This window comes from Serratia sp. CY38905 (assembly GCF_052168875.1).
In the GTDB taxonomy this organism is placed as follows: Bacteria; Pseudomonadota; Gammaproteobacteria; order Enterobacterales; family Enterobacteriaceae; genus Serratia; species Serratia sarumanii.
On the sequence record NZ_JBJNLV010000005.1, the window covers coordinates 90700 to 109220 of the forward strand.

Consider the following 18521-nt stretch of genomic DNA (forward strand, 5'->3'; position numbering starts at 1 on the left):
TGGTTATATCCGTTCCAGAATCAAGGCGACGCCCTGCCCAACACCTACGCACATGGTGCACAGGGCAAAGCGCCCGCCGGTGCGACGCAGCTGATAAGCGGCGGTCATGGCCAGCCTGCCGCCGGATGCGCCCAGAGGATGGCCCAGCGCGATGGCGCCGCCGTTAGGGTTGACCTGTTCCGCATCATCCGGTAACCCCAGGGCGCGCATCACGGCCAGCGCCTGGGCGGCAAAGGCCTCATTCAACTCGATGACGTCCATTTGCGCCAGGCTCAAACCGGTTTGCGCCAGTACCTTGCGGACCGCGGGAACCGGCCCGTAACCCATGATGCGCGGCTCTACGCCGCAGGCGGACATGGCGACCACCCGCGCCAGCGGGGCGAGTCCATACTGCACCGCCGCGCGTTCGCTGGCAATGAGCAGGGCGCTGGCCCCGTCGTTGATGCCCGAGGCGTTGCCGGCGGTGACGCTCCCCTCGGCGTGTACGACGCCCTTCAGTGCGGACAGCGCGGCCAAAGAGGTGCTGCGGGGATGTTCGTCGCGAACCATGCTGAGCGGTTCGCCTTTACGTTGCGGAATGCTGACGGCGATCAGTTCCTCATCAAACAGGCCCAGCTCCTGAGCGCGGGCGGTGCGTTGTTGGCTGCGCAATGCAAAGGCGTCTTGATCGGCGCGGCTGACGGCGAATTCGCGAGCCACATTTTCGGCGGTTTCAGGCATGGTTTCGACACCGAACTGAGCGCGCATTTGCGGATTGATAAAGCGCCATCCCATCGTCGTATCTTCCATTTTCAGCGATCGGCTGAAGGCGCTGTCCGCTTTGCCGGTGACAAAGGGTGCGCGCGACATGCTTTCCACGCCGCCCGCGATGATGACCTCCGCTTCGCCGCATTTAATGGCGCGCGCCGCCATCCCTACCGCGTCCAATCCCGAACCGCACAGGCGATTGAGGGTGGTGCCTGGCACGGAGTGCGGCAATCCGGCCAGCAGCAGCGCCATTCGCGCCACGTTGCGGTTGTCTTCACCGGCCTGGTTGGCGCACCCCAGAATAACGTCATCAATGGCCTGGGGATCCAGCTGCGGCAGTCTGGCAAGCAGCGCCTTCAGGGGCAGAGCGGCCAAATCGTCGGCGCGCAGCGCGGATAATGCGCCGCCGTAACGGCCAAAGGGCGTACGAACGGCATCGCAGATTAAAGCCTGTTGCATGGCGATTTCCTCAAGCGGGGATCAGGTCAGATTGCAGTAAACGTATAGGGGTTAACGCTTGCAGCGCGTCAAAGGTGAGCCCCGGACACAGCTCCAGCACCTGCGGGCCGTCCGGGGTGATATCAATGATTGCCATATCCGAATAGATGCGGCTGACGCAGGCCAACCCGGTCAACGGGTAGCTGCACTGTTCCACCAGCTTGCATTCGCCGGTCTTGGTCAGGTAGTCCATCATCACATAGACTTTGCGCGCGCCGATGGCCAGATCCATGGCGCCGCCCACTGCCGGGATCGCGTCTTCGGCGCCGGTGCTCCAGTTGGCCAGATCGCCGGCAGCCGAGACCTGATACGCCCCCATCACGCAGATATCGAGATGGCCGCCGCGCATCATGGTAAAAGAGTCGGCGTGATGGAAATAACTGCCGCCGGGCAGCAAGGTCACCAGCTCTTTGCCGGCGTTGATGAGTTCCGGATCTTCTTCGCCCGGCGCGGGTGACGGCCCCATGCCGAGCAGGCCGTTTTCGCTGTGCAGAATCACTTCTTTGTCGGCGGGCAGGTAGTTAGCGATGCGGGTCGGCAGCCCTATTCCGAGGTTGACGTAGGCGCCTTCCGGAATATCGCGCGCCACCCGTTGGGCTAATTGGTCGCGGGTTAATTTTTGCATGTTCTACTCCTCAGGCAGAGAGGGAAAAGGTCGCGGGGCGCGCCACCGCCACCAGGCGCTGGACGAAGATGCCCGGCGTTATCACGTTTTCCGGATCCAGTGCGCCCAACGGCACCAATTCAGCCACCTGCGCTATCGTCGTGGCGGCGGCCATCGCCATCACCGGGCCAAAATTACGCGCCGCTTTGCGGTAAACCAGATTGCCCCAGCGGTCACCCCGATGGGCCTTTATCAAGGCGAAATCCGCCTTTAAGGGCGTTTCAAACACGTAATGACGCCCGTCGATTTCACGCGTTTCTTTGCCTTGCGCCAGCGGCGTGCCAAAGGCGGTTGGGGTGAAAATGCCGCCCAACCCGCTGCCGGCGGCCTGCATGCGGGCCGCCAGGTTGCCCTGCGGCACCAGTTCCAGTTCGATCGCGCCGCGGCGATAAAGATCGTCGAAGACCCACGAATCGGCCTGGCGCGGGAAGGAGCAAATCATCTTTCGCACACAGCCGGTCTTGAGCAGCGCCGCGAGGCCGCTGTCGCCGTTGCCGGCGTTATTGCTGATTACCGTCAGCTCGCGAGCACCGCGTTCAATCAGCGCATCGATCAGTTCCAGCGGCTGTCCCGCGGGGCCAAAGCCGCCAATCATGATGCTCGCGCCGTCCGGAATGATGGACACGGCATCTTCCAGGGTGGCCACACTTTTATCGATCATCTGTTGTTCCTTTTGTTCGATGCCCGCCGGGGGGAGTGTCTATCGTCAATGGGAAAAGTAGATCGTCCCTTTCAGGCAAACAATACCGATTATCGAAAAAGTGTGCGATTATCGGCTATTGTTTAACAAAGGTTCGCAGGCTGTGATCGTCGGCACACCGAAATTTCAGGCAGACAGCGGGGTAACGAGAATGGAAAAAGGACAGGAAATTACGCGCAGCAGCACCGATCCCTGGAAGGGGGATCCCGACTTTATGGCCTCTTTGGCGCGAGGATTGGAAGTCCTGCAGGCTTTTACGCCGCAGCGGCGGCTGATGTCGGTATCGCAGATTAGCCAGCGTACCGGCATTCCGCGCGCGGCGGTGCGCCGCTGCCTTTACACCCTGAGTAAGCTGGGCTTTGTGTACGCGGAAGACGGCAAGAATTATGAGCTGCGCCCGCGCGTCTTGTCGCTGGGCCATAACTGGCTGGCGGCTTCGCCGTTGGCCAACGCCGCGCAACCGGTGTTGAGGCAACTCAGCCAGACGCTCAATGAGTCCTGTTCCATGGCCATATTGGATGGTGATGACATTCTTTATATCGCCCGCGCATCGACTTCGCGGATCATGACCATTGATTTGCACGTCGGCAGTCGCTTACCTGCCAGCACGACGTCGATGGGGCGGGTTCTGCTGAGCGGGCTCGCCAATGAGCCGTTGAATGACTATTTGGCGCGGCTGACGCAACTGCGTTACACCAGCCATACTCTGGTGAGCGTTAGCGCATTGCGGGAAGAGCTGGCGCGCGTGCGTCAGCAGGGATATGCCATCAACGATCAGGAACTGGAGATTGGTCTGCGTTCACTGGCGGTGCCGCTCACCACGCCGGACGGCCGTATCGCCGCGGCGTTGAACGTCGGTGTGCATGCCAGCCAGGTTTCCGCAGAGCGTTTGTATCAGCACCACTTGCCTTTATTGCGCTCGGCCGCGGAAGAGATATCGCTGCTGTTGCACGACTAATCTTGAACTTTGGGTACCTGCCGGAGTTAACGCCGGTTTTTTACCGCGCCAGGTGAGTCATGCGGTGTTGTACTGTTGCCCGTGGGTAAGGTAATTTGCTGTTGGCAAAGATGACTGACGCGGGGGCCAACGGACATGAACGAGAAAATCGACTATCACATCGAGAAATACCATTTCGCGCCGCTGGATGAGGCCCCGCGGCTTGCGCACCAGTGGCGTGAGGTGCTGAACGAGTGCCGCGAGACGCAGGCCGGGGCGGAAGAGCGTCTGCGCATTGCGCTGCTCAACGTGGATTATGTGACCAGTTTCGAATTGCCGTTTCGCTTATTGCTGGTGCGGGCGCCGCAGCTGATCGCCGGCCTGCGCGATGAGCTGTCGATAAGTCAAAAAAATGTGGTGTTCAACGGCAAGCGTTTCGGCTGTGTCTACAGCCTGAAAAGCGATTTGAGCGGCGTGCCGGAGGCCTTTCAGTACAGCCTGTCGACCCGTATTCATCGAACCTCGGCGTCGGGCGTGGACGCGCTGCCTTACCGGGAAATCGCCAAGGCGCTCAAAGCGCCGCGTGAGCGGCTTAAGCTGGCGCTGGAGCAGGGGCTGCCGGTAACGGCGCTGGATGGATTGTTCTGGTTCGGCATCCAGCGCATTGCCGCCGAGGTGCGCAGGCTAAGAAAAACCGGCATGGCGATCGTGACGGCGGAAACCGAGATCTTCGACACCCTGACCGGCACGACGCGCAAGGTCCCGGTGTACCGCCTGGCCGAGAGTTAATGGCCGATAGCCGGCGGTTTATATTATGAGGCTTGATTCCCGCCGGTCTCCGCCTGGCTCTTCTACGATCCTTTTTTTACCCGCATCTCCTCGCCGTTCGGCAAGAAAACCGACGCGACGTATTCCTCAAACCTGACTCAGCGTTCGTTCTGCAGCGGCACAACACAGACGGCGGGCCATCGTCGATAGCCGGTGTCACGATGGTGTTTCCGGTGGTCGGCGCCGTTTGCCGCCCACCTTTGGCTAACATCGACGAGGGTTTGAAGGAGAAGAGTATGCTGAAACGTTTTGCACTGCTGTGCTGGTGCCTGATCGGCGCCAACGCTCTGGCGGCTGGCCCCAACGCCAATATCAAGTATTACGGCTATGACTGGCTGGACTTTTATGAAACTGCCACGCCGTCTTTCAGCGCCACAGAGGCGCTTAAGGCGATTACCGGCACCGGCTTCAGTATGACCAATCTGAACGTGGTGCACACGTTGGCAAGCCTCAATCTGCCCGTTTGCGCCGGTGGCACCTGCGCCGTGAACATTCAGGCTGGTTCGGGTGCGGTCTCGGGATCGCCGTTTATCGATATCTGCCCTGGCGCAGACTCGAACGGCAGTTGTCAGGCCGCGGGTTCCTGGAACGCCATTTGGACGGCGGTGAAAAAGATCGCCGAAGCCAAACATAAGCCCGGCGCCATTTATTTTATCGATGAGCCGTTCGACGTTCCCGCGTTACAGACCGCGGGGAAATACGACGCTTACCAATATTCAAGCTATGTTTGCACCCTGCGGCAGGCCATGCAGCAGTATGGCGTCGCGATCCCCATCTACACCATCTTGTCCTACCGGCATGCCAACAACGCCGAATGGATCCGTGAAATACAGCAGGGCGCGCCTGCGACCGCGTGTCCGGCCAACGTAAAAAGCACGCCCGATTGGGTTGGGGTGGATAACTACAACTGGTCGGTGGCGGATATGTGGAGTACCTACAACCGCCTGGCGCCGATAAGCGCAGCCGGACAAAAGTGGGTGTTGGTACCGCCTTCCACGGCATCGTTAGGAATGAACGACCAGCAACTGCACGCGCAAATTCAACTGTATTGGGATTTTATTAACCAATATCCCAATGCGCCTGTGGTTTACATCATGAACTGGCGGTTTGATCGCGAGGTTACCGAGAACCGTGCAGCCTACCCTCAATCGACCGCCTTACTGTCTTTCATGGCGAACACGCTGCTTGCCAAACCTTAGGCATGCAAAAAGGAGGTTCGAATCAGGAACCTCCTTTACAGTGCCGCTTACCGATAGGCTTCATTGCGCGCGATAGCATATTTCCCGCTGCCCAGCAGCAGGATGACGACCCCACCCATAAAGAACACCAGTTCGTTTTCAATGCCCCAGGCGCCGACGTCGGTGACGGTAAACACCTTGCCGGTGCCCACCATCAGAAACGCCACCACCAGCGTGAGGGCGTAAACCAGCGCGGCGGGGCGGGTGAACAGCCCCAAAACGATCAGTATCGGCGCCAGGATCTCCCCAACATACACGCCATAGGCGATGAAGGCAGGCAGCCCCTGTTGTTGTAACGCATCGGCGATCCAGCCGACGCCATGCTGAATTTTCGCCACGCCGTGAAACAGCATCAGCCCGCCGAAGGTCAGTCTGAGCGCCAACTTGCCGGCGTCCGGGCGATCAAAAAGGCGCGTGAATGCCGCATTCAGTGACTTAACCATGACCTTTCCTCCTGAATAGGAATGATTTTCAATCAATATATCAGCAAGGTGAATGCGAAAGATGTTCTGGATCAGTAAAACGGCGGGCTTTACGCCGAATCAGCGGGCGAGGTTCGGCGGGCATTGCGCACGGCAACGCAGGCTGTCCCCGCGACCCAAATCGCGGTAAAATGCAGCAGTTCACCCTATCGCATTCCATCAGGCCGTCGAACCCGCTATGAAAACGCGCAAACCGCGCCGTCCGCCCGGGCGGTGGATCTATTACATCCTGCATGAAGACATGCTGTGGCCCTGCCCGGTCAAATGGGAGTGGGAGAGCGGCTATAACGCCTGGCTGCCGTTTTACTATTCCCCCACGCTGGAGTTCGTCGCCGGCAACCCCGCCCGCGCCACCAAGGTCAGCAGCGGCCGGCGCTAAGCGTGTAGCCCGCCTTGCCGCCCGGCATCCGCTCACCTAAGATCATTGCATCACCCACAGGTTTCCGGGAGCGCCCATGTCTACTCTGTTTCGCACTTCTCTTTGCGGCGCGGTGGCGTTGCTGCTGCTTGCGGGTTGTCAGCAGACGGCGCATAAACCGGCGCCGCCGCTGCAGGCGCAGTTGGATCACATCGCTCTGATGCTGGCCGGCGGGCATTTCCTGCGCGTGGCGTGCGGGCGCAGCGAAGTGCCGGACGATGTGAAATTGCAGCGCACCGCGATGCGTACGGCGCAGCACCGCAGCTGGGACACGCATGCGGCAGGGTATCGGCAGCTGCCGGCGCTCACCCAGGCGCGCTATCTGGCTCTGCAACAGGATAATCAGCTGCTGACGGATAAATGCGCCACGCTCAGCCGCAGCACCGCGCGCTTTATCGCGGCGGCGCAGGCCGATCAGGAAGACTACATGGAGTAGCGTTGCGGCAAGCCTGTCGGGTGCTCGTCACGGGCGCCCAAAAATTCTTTGCAGGATAACGATTTATCGATCATCATTTGAAATGATGTTTCACTTTTATCCACCGAGCCCACCTTGAACCTGTATGCCGCCCTGCGTCAGCGCGTGGAAAATACGCCCTGGTACGCCAAACGGAAAAGCTACCGCGTGCTGTTCTGGCGCGAGATCACGCCGCTGGCGGTGCCGATCTTCCTGGAGAACGCCTGCGTGCTGCTGATGGGGGTGCTGAGCACCTTTCTGGTGAGCTGGCTCGGCAAAGAGGCGATGGCCGGGGTGGGGCTGGCGGACAGCTTCAACATGGTGATCATCGCCTTTTTTGCCGCGGTGGATCTCGGCACCACCGTGGTGGTGGCCTTCAGCCTCGGCAAGCGGGATCGCAGGCGCGCGCGGGCGGCGGCGCGTCAGTCGTTGGTCTTGATGACCGGCGTGGCGCTGCTGTTGGCGGCGGGCATTCATCTGGCGGGCGAACCGATCATCGATGTGATCGCCGGCGCGGCCTCGCCGGAAGTGAAAGCGCTGGCGCTCTCTTACCTGCAGACCACGGTGTGGAGCTACCCGGCGGCGGCGATTGCGCTGATCGGCAGCGGCGCCCTGCGCGGCGCGGGCAACACCAAGATCCCGCTGCTGATCAATGGCGGCATGAATATCCTCAATATCATCATCAGCAGCATCCTGATTTACGGCATGCTGGGTTGGCACGGGCTGGGCTTCGTCGGCGCCGGGCTGGGGCTGACGATTTCCCGCTATATCGGCGCCATCGCCATTCTCTATGTGCTGGCGATCGGTTTTAACCCGGCGCTGCACATCACGCTGAAAAGCTATTTCACGCCGCTGAAGATGAGCATCCTGTGGGAAGTGCTGGGGATCGGCATTCCCGCCAGCGTTGAATCGGTGTTGTTCAACGGCGGCAAGCTGTTGACGCAGATGTTCGTCGCCGGCATGGGCACCAACGTGATTGCCGGTAACTTCATCGCCTTCTCCATCGCTTCGTTGATCAACTTGCCGGGCAACGCGTTGGGATCGGCCTCGACCATCATCGTCGGCCGGCGGCTCGGCAAAGGCGAGATCGGCCAGGCGGAGCGGCAGCTGCGTCATATTTTCTGGCTGTCTACCCTTGGGCTAACCGCCATCGCCTGGGGCACGGCGCCGCTGGCCGGGGTATTCGCCGCGTTTTATACCTCGCAGGATGACGTGAAATCGGTGGTGAAAACCCTGATTTGGCTCAACGCCGCCTTTATGCCGATCTGGGCCGCTTCCTGGGTGTTGCCTGCAGGGCTGAAAGGCGCGCGCGATGCCCGCTTTGCCATGTGGGTGACGATGCTGGGCATGTGGGGCTGCCGCGTGGTGGCGGGCTACGCGCTGGGCATTGAACTGGGCATGGGCGTGGTGGGCGTCTGGTTGGGGATGTTCCTCGATTGGGCAGTGCGCGGCGCCTTGTTCTATTGGCGCATGGTCAGCGGGCGCTGGCTGTGGAAATATCCGCGGATGAGGCGAGAGAGGAAAGGTTAACCGTGTATTATCGGGGAACTGCCGGCGCCGATTGAACGGCCGCCGACAAGAAAATGGCGTCGTCAGGAGTGGTGAGTCGAAGGATACCAGCGCAGTGAGTTATTGACAGGGCCTTGGGTGACCAGCACTTTTCCCTTGCCCGCCAGGCTCAGCAGCAAATTGCGCGCCTGATAAATCGTCAAGTCGTTGGACTCGGCCAATTGGCGCGTGGTGGGCCATTCGCCGGGGGGCGGCGGCGGCGTTTCCATGGCTGAAGGGCACAGGTTGTGTAGCGTCGTGAGTAAATGTTGCTGCAGGTTCTGCAATTCTTGTTGTTTTGAGATGCGTTTTGCCATGTAAGCCTCCCTTAAACTTCAGGTGAGTTTTGATATAGCGGTAAAAGATGGGTCAGAGAATAGTGCCGGTTGCCGACAAGACGCTCCTGAGCTATTCCCGGACGGCCGTCTGAACCTGATATTTTCGCCGCTATAACCCGGCGGCGCGCAAGGGGCAGGATGGAGAATGCCGTTGCCGGGGGCCCGGCCGGCTGTGTGTATTGGCTGTATTTCATTGTTTTGCTCCATGGTGTACTTCCGAGCCTGGTTTTCACCTGTTCGGATCGTTAAGTCTTCCTTCTCTTTCTCGGCGCATTATAACGCAAATAGCAAAATGGCGATCGTTAATGTCGTGGAAAATATGTTTTTCGATACAATTGACTGGTGTTATTGCTTTTACGATCTGTTGTCTCGCAAAAATATATTCGTCTCGTGGTTTTTGGGCTTATATTTTGTATTTATTGGTTTTGATTAAAATGGCTTTCCAAGGTGTGAGTGTTTTTGTAAGAATAACCAGGCCAAAATGAGCGGGTAAGACGAAGCTTATTTTAAATATCTCTGAAGGGTAAGTCTTTAGACGATCTTTATTTAAGCGTGTTTTTCTTTTGCCTGTTTAGCTATTCGTTTATAACCCTAATTGGGTGGTAATGAATTGACAGTCGCGATTTCACAATTGCGACGTCTTTCTTTTTGGCGAAGAGTAATACCGTTATTCATTCTGGAATGTATAAATGGCTGTTAAAGGAACGGGAGCAATCCTGCGCTTTTTACACAATATTAAAGGAATAAGTGAATTATGAAACTGAACAAAATCATGCTGGCAACTGTTCTGGCGTTTGGCGTGTCTTCTCTGGCGAATGCCGCCGATCAGGGTCATGGCAAAGTGACTTTTACCGGTTCTATTATTGATGCTCCTTGCTCCATTGCGCCTGAATCGGCCGATCAAACTGTGGAAATGGGGCAGATTTCCAATGTCGCGCTGAAAAATGGCGGCAAATCAGCGCCGCGTCAGTTCGATATTAAACTGGAACAGTGCGACACCTCCACGCTGAAAACCGTCACCACCACTTTTGACGGCAAGGCTTCCGCCGCGAACCCTGATCTGCTGGGCATCATCGGTACCGCCAGCGGCGCCAGCATCGCCATTACCGACATGGCGAGCAATCCGATCAAACTGGGCACCGCAACGGCTCCTCAGACGTTGAACGACGGCAACAACACGCTGCGCTTCGCCGCTTACCTGCAGGGTGACGGCGCTTCCGCCACCGTGGTTCCAGGTGATTTCACCGCCGTAGCCGATTTCAAACTGGCTTACCAATAAGTCTCATCGCCATTGGCGTGACGTCTTTTATGCATGCGGGATATCCCGCATGCATTTTCCCAGGATGAAGGGTATTTGTCAGGGGTATTCAATGAACCGGTTTATTTACCATTTAGTGTCTCCTTGCATATTGATGACCATGCTAGTTATTCCGGCCACTCAGGCTGCTCCCAAGGTTCAGGGATGGGGGCGAGTGAATATGCAAGGAGCCATTATCGATACCGCTTGCGCCATTGCCGCCGGCAGTCGCGATCAGACTATCGATATGGATGTGTTGCCGCTGGGAAATATTGCGCGCGATGGACAGGGCAATACGCGCCCATTCACCATCGAATTAATCAACTGCACGTTTGAACGGCCAAAGCCCAATTTGCCGAACTGGAAGCAATTCCAGGTTGTTTTTGACGGCGATGCCGATGGCGAGTTATTCGGCGTGCGCGGAGACGCGAAGGGTGTGGCGCTGCAAATATCCGATGGCCAAGGGAATATCGCGGCGCCCGGCGTGCCTTTGCCGCGTGGCGATATTTCACCAGGAAGCATGTCGCTCAACTATTCCATCAAGCTGGTTGCCAATAAGCAACCGCTGCATGCCGGAAGCTATTTTTCTGCGGTGCGCTTCAAGCTGGATTATTACTGAAGTTTTTATTACGGCTTACGGTGGGCCGCAACGACGGAAATATACGATAAAGGTTAGGGATATGATGTTATCACCTGCTGGGAAGCTATTTCGATTTCAGGTTTTGGGGTTATGTATCACGCTGGCACTGGGAAGTTCATCAACGCGTGTTTACGCTGAAGACGGTATTCAATTTAATACCGATATTCTGGATGTTAACGATCGGAAAAATATCGACCTAAGCCAATTTTCCCGCAGCGGCTACATTATGCCGGGGAGTTACAGCATGGTGGTTCATATCAATAAAAACGAACTGCCGGAGCAAAAAATATCGTTTTATCCGCCGGACAGCGATCCGGACGGCAGCCGGGCCTGCATCACCAAAGCGTTGGTCGAACAATTGGGGCTGAAGCAAGAGATGATGCGATCGCTCAGCTGGTGGCATCAGGGTGAGTGTCTGGACGAATCCAGCCTGAAAGGCATGGCGTCGCGCGGCGATCTTGCGACGGCTGCGCTCTATCTGAGCGTGCCGCAGGCTTATATGGAGTACAGCTCGGAAGACTGGGATCCGCCGTCGCGCTGGGATGAGGGCATTCCGGGGTTGTTGTTCGACTATAACCTCAATGCTCAAAGCCGGCATCAGCAAAAGGAGGGCACTCGCGAGTATAGCGTCAGCGGCAACGGTACCGCCGGCGCCAACCTCGGCGCCTGGCGTCTGCGCGCCGACTGGCAGGGGCAGCTTAACCATCAAACCGGTGTCGGGCAGCCTACCGATAAGAAGTTGGAGTGGAGCCGCTATTACGCCTACCGCGCCATCCCCGCGCTGCGTTCGCGCCTGACGCTGGGTGAAGACTATTTGGATTCGGGCATTTTCGAGAGCTTCCGTTTTTCAGGCGCGAGTCTGATCTCCGACGACAATATGCTGCCGCCCAACCTGCGCGGCTATGCGCCAGAGGTGGTCGGCGTGGCCAAAACCAACGCCAAGGTGACCATCAGTCAGCAGGGGCGGGTCATTTATGAAACCCAGGTGGCGGCGGGGCCGTTCCGTATTCAGGACATCAATGACGCCATCTCCGGCGAGTTGGATGTGCGGGTGGAAGAACAGGACGGCAGCGTACAGGCGTTCAAGATGAACACCGCCAGCATTCCGTATCTGACCCGCCCGGGCTCGTGGCGTTTCAAACTGGCGGCGGGCAAGCCGTCCGACTGGCAACACCACGCTCGCGGGCCGCTGTTTGGCACCGGCGAATTCTCATGGGGCATCAGCAACGGCTGGTCGTTGTATGGCGGCGCGTTGGCGGGCGGCGATTATAACGCCCTTTCGCTGGGCGTGGGGCGCGATCTGATGATGTTCGGCGCGCTGTCGTTCGACGCTACCCAATCGCGGGCGCGCCTGCCGCAGCAGGAAAAAACGCTGAGCGGCGGTTCTTACCGGGTGAGCTATTCGAAAACCTTCGATGAGTTGGACAGCCAGGTCACCTTCGCCGGCTACCGTTTCTCGGAAGAAGACTACATGAGCATGAGCGAATACCTCGACGCGCGTTATTACGGTAATCGGGTCGGCAACAACAAGGAGATGTACACCATCACCTTTAACAAGCAGTTCCGCGACTGGGGGTTGAGCACCTACCTCAACTACAACCATCAGACTTATTGGGATCGTCCGGCCAATGACCGTTACAGCCTGACGGCGTCGCGCTATTTCGACATCGCCGACTTCAAAAACCTGAGCCTGTCGTTGTCGGCTTATCGCAACCGTTACAACGAGACCAACGACGACGGCATGTATCTGTCGCTGTCAATGCCGTGGGGCAATGGTGCCACTCTCAGCTACAACACCACGGTGAATCGCAACGACAACACTCATCGCGTGGGGTACTACAACCGCGTCGACGAACACAACAACTATCAGGTGAGCGCCGGCAGCGCGCGGAGCGGCGCCAATTTGAACGGCTACTACAACCACGAGGGCGACGTGGCGCGTCTGAGCGCCAACGCCAGCTATCAGGCCGGGCGCTACAGCGCCGTTGGCCTGTCCGCGCAGGGAGGGATGACCGTTACGCAGGAAGGCGGCGCGCTGCATCGCTCTACCGTTATGGGCGGTACGCGCCTGTTGCTGGACACCAACGGCGTAGCCGGGGTACCGGTGCGCGGCTACGGCAGCACCGTGAGCACCAACCGCTTCGGCAAGGCGGTGGTGGCGGACGTCAACAGCTATTACCGCAACAAGGCCAGCATCGATCTGAACAAGCTGGGAGACAACGCCGAGGCCACCCGATCGGTGGTGCAGGCCACCCTGACGGAAGGGGCGATTGGCTACCGCAAGTTCGATGTGATCGCCGGTGAGAAGGCAATGGCGATCGTCAAACTGGCGGACGGCAGTACGCCGCCGTTCGGCGCTACGGTGTTGAACGCCCGCAAACAGGAAACCGGCATCGTCAACGACGGCGGCAGCGTCTACCTGAGCGGCATCAACGCCGGTGAAACCATGACGGTCCACTGGAATGGCGCCGCACAGTGCCAAATACAGCTGCCGTCTTCGCTGCCGGCCGACATGCTGATGCGTACATTGTTGCTGCCTTGCCGGCCGCTCGCCCCGGCTGAATAAATTCATCATTCTGAATCTGGAGTAATCGACAACATGCAGAACATTTCCCTGAAGACCGCGGCGGCGATCGCCCTGTTGAGCACAGCGATGTCGCAGCAGGCATCGGCGGCGATCGCGCTCGATCGCACCCGGGTGATCTTTGACGGCGGCCAGAGCTCGGTCAGCCTGAACCTCAGCAACCAGAACAAACAGCTGCCGTATCTGGCGCAGGGTTGGCTGGAGGACGAGCAGGGCAACAAGATTCAGAGCCCGCTGGTGGTGCTGCCGCCGGTGCAGCGCATCGAGCCGGGCAAACCGAGCCAGATAAAGATTCAGGCGCTGCCGGCGGCCAAACAGCTGCCGCAGGATCGCGAGAGCCTGTACTACTTCAATTTGCGCGAGATCCCGCCGAAGAGCGACAAACCGAACACGCTGCAGATCGCGCTGCAAACGCGCATCAAGCTGTTTTACCGGCCGACGGCGATCGTGCCGAGCCGCGCCGACATGGCGACGCCGTGGCAAGAGCAACTGACACTGACGCGGCAGGGCGACGGCTATCAGGTCAATAACCCGACCCCTTATTACATCACCATTGTCGATGCCGGGAGCAAAAAGCACGGCGAAGGCGCGCAGGGTTTCGAGCCCTTCATGATCGCGCCCAAGAGCAATGCGCGGCTGACCGTGAGCGCGGCGGCCCTGGGCGGCAGCCCGGTGCTGACCTATATCAACGACTACGGCGGCCGGCCGCAGCTCAGTTTCAACTGCAGCGGCGGCAGTTGCAAAGTGGTGCCGGAAAAGAAACCGGCTTCATAACCCTCTGTTCAGGCCGTTATCGACGGGAGAGTGACTCAGGTGCAAAGGATGAAACGAAAACTGAAAAAGGACAGCCTGCCGCAGCGCTGCGAATGGCGCTATTACGCCGCGATGGGCGGCCTGGCGCTGATGTTGCCGCTGCTATTGCCGAAAGCCGTCGCGGCCGACAACTGGCAGGTGGAAGGCGCCAACGGCGTGTTGCAGGTGCGCGGCGCGCTGACGGAGAGTGCCTGTCGGTTGGAGATGACCAGCGCGCGGCAGGATATTTGGCTGGGGGAAACCGGCACCGCACGCTTGCGGCAGGACGGCGATCGCGGGCTGCCGGTGGCGTTCGAGCTGCGCTTGCAGGATTGTCTGCGTGCCTCGACCAGCCAGCGCGATGCGCGCACCGGCGCGCTGACCTGGGCGCCGAACCAACCGGCGGTGACGGTCAGCTTCGGCGCGCCGGCGGATATGGATAATCCACAGTTGGTGAAAGCGCAGGGCGTGTCTGGTCTGGGGCTGCGCCTGCTGGACGGCCGCGGCCGCGACGTTCGCCTGGGCAGCCGCGGTGAGCCGCTGATGCTGACGCCGGGGCAGAATACCTTGAGCTACACCGTCGCGCCGGAGCGAACCGCGGCGCCGTTGATGGCCGGCGCTTATCGGGCGGCGGTGGATTTTAGGCTGAGTTATGACTGAGGCGGCGAGATGGCGCAGATGATGAAACGAAGCCGAACGGCGCTCTGGCTGGCGGGGCTGTTGGCGCTGGTTCAACTGTCGGCTGAGGCGAACACCCTGGTGAACGTGCGGGTCACCGTGCTTTCCCCTCCCTGCGTTATCAACGGTGGGCAGCCTATCGAGGTGAATTTCGGCGATGAAGTGATGACCACCCGGATCGACGGCAACAACTATCGGCGGCCGGTGAACTATACGCTGACGTGCAACGGGCAGAGCAGCAACGCTCTCAAATTGCAGGTTCAGGGGGCGGCGGCCGGTTTCGACGGTCAATTGTTGCGCACCAGCCAGGACGGACTGGGCATCGCGCTGCTTCACGGGGGAGGCCGCTGGCCAATCAATCAGTGGTTGAGTTTTACCTATCCCGTCACGCCGACGCTTGAGGCGGTGCCGGTGAAATCGGCCACTGCCAAACTGACGGCGGGCGAATTCACCGCCGGCGCGACGATGAAAGTGGACTATCAGTAACGCAGGAGCTAGAGCATGAAACAGCGTTTAACGGCGAGCGTGCTGCTGTGCGCCGGCGTGGTGTGCCACTTCGCCTGGGCGGAAAAAACGGTCGATATGCAGTTCCGCGGCACGCTGATCGAGCCGCCGCCCTGCACCATCAACGATGATGGCGTGATCGATGTGGATTTCGGCGATCGCGTCGGTATCAATAAGGTCGACGGCGTGAATTACCGGCAAACCATCGGCTATCGCATTACCTGCGAGCCGGGGATCGGCAAGTGGGACATGATGTTGCGCCTGAACGGCACGGCGACGTCTTTCGATGAGGCGGCGGTGCAAACCAACCACCGTTATCTGGGCATTCGCATTTACCAAAATGCCGCGCCATTCAAAGTGGGCAGTTCGCTGCCCATCGATCCGCTCAAGCCGCCGGTACTGGAAGCGGTGCCGGTCGGCAAGGCGGGGGAAACCTTGACGGAAGGGGCGTTCGACGCCACGGCGACCCTGCAGGCTGACTACCAGTGAAGGAGGGAACACGTATGAAAATGACGCCAAGACGCCGCTGGGCGACGGCGGGGCTGTTGCTGTTTTCACTGGGCGCGAGCGGCATGGTGCGAGCGGCGGACAATCTCTATATGCACGGCGCGCTGGTGGCGGAGCCCTGTGTCATTCAGCCGGGCGACGAAGATATCCAACTGGATTTCGGCACCGTGGTCGACAAATACCTGTACCTGAATCAGCGCACGTTGAGCCAACCGTTCGAGCTGCGGCTGTCCGAATGCGATCTGAGCCTGGGAAAAACGGTGTCGATCACCTTCAAGGGCGAGGAAAACCCGCAGTTGCCGGGGTTGTTGGCGCTGGCGGCGAGCAGCGAGGCCAGCGGGATCGCCATCGGCATGGAAACCGCGCAAGGGCGGCCATTGCCGCTCAACAGCGCCGGCGGCAAATACCCGTTGCAGAACGGCAGTACGGTGATCGCCGTGCAGGCTTATGTGCGGGGCGAACCGGAGGCGCTGGCGAAGAAGACCATCGGTCGCGGCGCGTTCAACGCCATTGCGACTTTCAACCTGGACTATCAATAAACGCCGGGCCGGCCCGGTATTCGGCAAAACAGAATAAGGACCTGACGCGATGCAGCGTGCTCACTTCAGATGGATGTCTCTACTGCTTGGCCTGGCGCCGGGGCTGTGCTCGGCACAAATCTATTCGTACGTCACCCAAAGCACCGGCTCTCCCTCCAACGCTAGCTATAAGTTCGTGCTTGAAAGCTGGGATATGGACGACCTGTCGCCCAATCCCTGCTATCAGCAGGCAAATTGCGCTATCGGCATTAACCACCGGCATACCAGCACCAACACCGGGGGCACATCTTCGGTGTCACCGTCTGCCTACGTTGTCGGCTCGACGCGTTATCCGCAAATTACTCAATTGGCGACGATGGGCGAACTCAGCCGTTTTTATCAAAGCATCTATCCGTTGCCGATACAGGGGAGCACTTCGCACGTGGGGGAGTCGATCACTCAGGAGTGCGTCGGGTTGTTTTACAACACGCGCTCCGGTTCCGCGGTAACGGGGAGCAATGCGCGCCTGATGCCCAGCAGCGTCTGCGGCATCGCGCCGCCGCCGGTCGGGGTGTGCGGCATTGATGAGCAGCAGCTTGATTTGAACCATGGCGTGCTGCAGGACACTGAACTGGCGGGTAATACCGCGCGCGGCAGTCTGCGGGTGGTGTGTTCGCAGAAGATGAATATCGTCATGTATATCCGCACCGGCAGCAGCGGCCGTTTGGATCTGGGCAACAACTCGGGCGTCTACAGCACGCTGCGCATCAATGGCGTGTTGGGCAATCAGGGCTATCCGTTCACTGCCGACACGAGCGGCATCACGTTGCCGGTCACTTCAACGCTCGGCGTGACCGGAACGGTCAAAGCCGGTGATTACTCTGGGCAGTCGGTCGCCATTCTGGCGCTGCCGTAGCCGCTTGGTCGCGCTTAAGGCCGCGTATCGCCGCAAGGCCGTCATCGGTCTTGTTAGCGCTGATAAGCGGAAAGGATGACGTGCATCTGGGTGCGAAAAGGGAGATTTCATGGAGAAGGTACCGATGGGAAATAGTCTGTCCCTGGCGTTCATCGATAACGACCGCTTTTTTATTGAAGGGCTGCAGCGGGTGCTGCTGCCTTATTTTGCCCGCAGGGCGATTCCGGTTCGATTGCTGGATCCCGCCGCGGCGGCGCAGGCGGATATGGTGTTCCAGTCCGTGGAAAGGGATTGGCAGGCGCGATTCTGCCTGCGTGCAGCGGAGGGCGGTAAACAGATTAATTTTTCTCTGCGTGCGCCGGATGACACCCGTTGGCGCGACAAGCCGCGTTGCATCAGCGAATCGGGTGTGATCTTTCGCAACGATACGATCGGCCTCGTGCTGAGCCGGGTGGAACAGGCGCTGGCGTTGCAGACGTCTGATAGCGAAGCGCGCCGCTGTTATTGGTGCGAGCGGCAGCGCATTACCCGCCGCGAACAGGATGTAATGCGCTATCTGGCCTGGGAAATGCCGCCGACGGCGATAGCGCGTTATTTGGCGTTGAGCGTGAAGACCGTCAGTAACCACAAACAGGCAGCGATGAGAAAACTGGGGTTCAAACGCAACGTCGATTTATACCACTGGCTGCGGCAAGGGGGCCTGAAAACCGTAGAGCGTTCGCGAGGAGAGGGGTGCGGTTCAGGTGCGCGGCTTGGCGCCGGAACCGCTGCGGCGTCAATACAGCAGCGTCATCGCGCTGAAGAACAGTAGCGTCAACACGATGATGATGACGTTTTGTGTGGCTTTGCGCACCAGTTTGCTGGCGCTCAGCCGGCTGTCGATGATGTAGAGCAGCGGCACCATCAACAGCACGTAGGCGAACATCAGCATGGCGGTAAAGGGCTGCAGGTTCATTCATGCTCCTCTTGTGCGTCATCATCGCCGACCAGGTGCACCAGCACGGCCTCCGTCTGATGGGGCAAACCAATAAAATGCGCAGTGGCGGGGGAGTTCGCCGCGAGCGGCAGAGCGGCGCGCCGCGTCTTCACCGCCGCTTGCAGAATTTTCTTTCGATGCTTCCGAGTATGGTCGACCATGCGCCTCCGAATAAAGCCGCCCGCAGGCGGCCGATCGTTGTATTGCCCATTAAGCTGGATAAGGATTTCGGGCCGCTGCCGGGGCCACGCACTCAT

Annotated in this window: 23 protein-coding genes; 16 read left to right on the forward strand and 7 right to left on the reverse strand. The window is 59.3% G+C overall.

Translation table 11 applies throughout. The features are described 5' to 3' along the window. Positions 1-3 precede the first annotated feature (3 nt). Genes pcaF through ACJ8MK_RS13395 form a run of 3 tightly spaced genes read right to left on the reverse strand, consistent with a single transcriptional unit; the run spans position 4 to position 2570 of the window. The gene (gene pcaF, locus ACJ8MK_RS13385) at positions 4-1206 is read right to left on the reverse strand and encodes a 3-oxoadipyl-CoA thiolase (RefSeq protein ID WP_103829634.1); all 1203 of its coding nucleotides are present in this window, start codon (positions 1204-1206) and stop codon (positions 4-6) included. Between the two features lie 10 nt (positions 1207-1216). Continuing rightward, positions 1217-1870, reverse strand: coding sequence for a 3-oxoacid CoA-transferase subunit B (locus ACJ8MK_RS13390; protein WP_033647889.1), 654 nt, complete (start codon positions 1868-1870; stop codon positions 1217-1219). A 10-nt stretch (positions 1871-1880) separates the two neighbouring features. Continuing rightward, positions 1881-2570: a 3-oxoacid CoA-transferase subunit A gene (locus ACJ8MK_RS13395; protein WP_033647888.1), complete on the reverse strand. Its 690-nt coding sequence runs from the start codon at positions 2568-2570 to the stop codon at positions 1881-1883. A 190-nt stretch (positions 2571-2760) separates the two neighbouring features. On the opposite strand from ACJ8MK_RS13395, the gene ACJ8MK_RS13400 reads away from it, so the two are divergent. From ACJ8MK_RS13400 to ACJ8MK_RS13410, 3 genes are all read left to right on the forward strand, one after another. Continuing rightward, positions 2761-3567: an IclR family transcriptional regulator domain-containing protein gene (locus ACJ8MK_RS13400; RefSeq protein WP_033635136.1), complete on the forward strand. Its 807-nt coding sequence runs from the start codon at positions 2761-2763 to the stop codon at positions 3565-3567. A 135-nt stretch (positions 3568-3702) separates the two neighbouring features. Continuing rightward, positions 3703-4335, forward strand: coding sequence for a helix-turn-helix domain-containing protein (locus ACJ8MK_RS13405; RefSeq protein WP_033647887.1), 633 nt, complete (start codon positions 3703-3705; stop codon positions 4333-4335). 275 nt (positions 4336-4610) lie between these two features. Next, on the forward strand, positions 4611-5573 hold the full coding sequence (locus ACJ8MK_RS13410; RefSeq protein WP_033635134.1) for a hypothetical protein: 963 nt from the start codon (positions 4611-4613) through the stop codon (positions 5571-5573). Positions 5574-5620: 47 nt separating this feature from the next. Here the strand turns inward: ACJ8MK_RS13410 and ACJ8MK_RS13415 are convergent, their stop codons facing one another. Beyond that, a complete protein-coding gene (locus tag ACJ8MK_RS13415; protein ID WP_033635133.1) occupies positions 5621-6055 on the reverse strand; it encodes a DoxX family protein in 435 nt (144 codons plus the stop codon). A 217-nt stretch (positions 6056-6272) separates the two neighbouring features. Between ACJ8MK_RS13415 and ACJ8MK_RS13420 the strand changes: the two genes are divergently transcribed. From ACJ8MK_RS13420 to ACJ8MK_RS13430, 3 genes are all read left to right on the forward strand, one after another. Beyond that, complete coding sequence (locus ACJ8MK_RS13420) at positions 6273-6473, forward strand: hypothetical protein (protein ID WP_015378375.1); 201 nt, start codon at positions 6273-6275, stop codon at positions 6471-6473. Positions 6474-6549: 76 nt separating this feature from the next. Then, positions 6550-6948, forward strand: coding sequence for a type II secretion system pilot lipoprotein GspS (gene gspS / locus ACJ8MK_RS13425; protein WP_442517813.1), 399 nt, complete (start codon positions 6550-6552; stop codon positions 6946-6948). A gap of 114 nt (positions 6949-7062) precedes the next feature. After that, positions 7063-8496: an EmmdR/YeeO family multidrug/toxin efflux MATE transporter gene (locus ACJ8MK_RS13430; protein WP_033653553.1), complete on the forward strand. Its 1434-nt coding sequence runs from the start codon at positions 7063-7065 to the stop codon at positions 8494-8496. 62 nt (positions 8497-8558) lie between these two features. Here ACJ8MK_RS13430 and ACJ8MK_RS13435 read toward each other — a convergent pair whose 3' ends face one another. Continuing rightward, a complete protein-coding gene (locus tag ACJ8MK_RS13435) occupies positions 8559-8831 on the reverse strand; it encodes a hypothetical protein (protein WP_039565339.1) in 273 nt (90 codons plus the stop codon). Between the two features lie 775 nt (positions 8832-9606). Here ACJ8MK_RS13435 and ACJ8MK_RS13440 point away from each other — a divergent pair. From ACJ8MK_RS13440 to ACJ8MK_RS13485, 10 genes are all read left to right on the forward strand, one after another. Further along, a complete protein-coding gene (locus tag ACJ8MK_RS13440) occupies positions 9607-10131 on the forward strand; it encodes a fimbrial protein (protein ID WP_033653555.1) in 525 nt (174 codons plus the stop codon). A gap of 91 nt (positions 10132-10222) precedes the next feature. After that, complete coding sequence (locus ACJ8MK_RS13445) at positions 10223-10768, forward strand: fimbrial protein (protein WP_033647884.1); 546 nt, start codon at positions 10223-10225, stop codon at positions 10766-10768. A gap of 61 nt (positions 10769-10829) precedes the next feature. Beyond that, a complete protein-coding gene (locus ACJ8MK_RS13450) occupies positions 10830-13355 on the forward strand; it encodes an outer membrane usher protein (RefSeq protein WP_440481877.1) in 2526 nt (841 codons plus the stop codon). Between the two features lie 33 nt (positions 13356-13388). Then, a complete protein-coding gene (locus ACJ8MK_RS13455) occupies positions 13389-14147 on the forward strand; it encodes a fimbria/pilus periplasmic chaperone (protein ID WP_442517814.1) in 759 nt (252 codons plus the stop codon). 48 nt (positions 14148-14195) lie between these two features. Continuing rightward, a complete protein-coding gene (locus ACJ8MK_RS13460) occupies positions 14196-14825 on the forward strand; it encodes a fimbrial protein (RefSeq protein WP_442517815.1) in 630 nt (209 codons plus the stop codon). A gap of 21 nt (positions 14826-14846) precedes the next feature. After that, positions 14847-15329 (forward strand): fimbrial protein, encoded by a 483-nt coding sequence (locus ACJ8MK_RS13465; RefSeq protein WP_039567081.1) that lies wholly within the window; start codon positions 14847-14849, stop codon positions 15327-15329. A gap of 15 nt (positions 15330-15344) precedes the next feature. Next, a complete protein-coding gene (locus tag ACJ8MK_RS13470) occupies positions 15345-15836 on the forward strand; it encodes a fimbrial protein (protein WP_050438937.1) in 492 nt (163 codons plus the stop codon). Between the two features lie 14 nt (positions 15837-15850). Beyond that, positions 15851-16393 (forward strand): fimbrial protein, encoded by a 543-nt coding sequence (locus ACJ8MK_RS13475; protein ID WP_371317395.1) that lies wholly within the window; start codon positions 15851-15853, stop codon positions 16391-16393. Between the two features lie 73 nt (positions 16394-16466). Continuing rightward, entirely contained in the window at positions 16467-17288 is an 822-nt protein-coding gene (locus ACJ8MK_RS13480) for an MrpH family fimbial adhesin (RefSeq protein ID WP_223181969.1), read from the forward strand. A gap of 109 nt (positions 17289-17397) precedes the next feature. Beyond that, the gene (locus ACJ8MK_RS13485) at positions 17398-18099 is read left to right on the forward strand and encodes a helix-turn-helix transcriptional regulator (protein ID WP_080434115.1); all 702 of its coding nucleotides are present in this window, start codon (positions 17398-17400) and stop codon (positions 18097-18099) included. Here ACJ8MK_RS13485 and ACJ8MK_RS13490 read toward each other — a convergent pair. Both ACJ8MK_RS13490 and ACJ8MK_RS13495 read right to left on the reverse strand, forming a co-directional pair. Then, positions 18064-18243 (reverse strand): hypothetical protein, encoded by a 180-nt coding sequence (locus ACJ8MK_RS13490; protein ID WP_033635123.1) that lies wholly within the window; start codon positions 18241-18243, stop codon positions 18064-18066. The genes ACJ8MK_RS13485 and ACJ8MK_RS13490 overlap by 36 nt on opposite strands. After that, complete coding sequence (locus ACJ8MK_RS13495; protein WP_033648139.1) at positions 18240-18425, reverse strand: hypothetical protein; 186 nt, start codon at positions 18423-18425, stop codon at positions 18240-18242. The genes ACJ8MK_RS13490 and ACJ8MK_RS13495 overlap by 4 nt, the downstream gene beginning before the upstream one ends. Between the last annotated feature and the right edge of the window lie 96 nt (positions 18426-18521).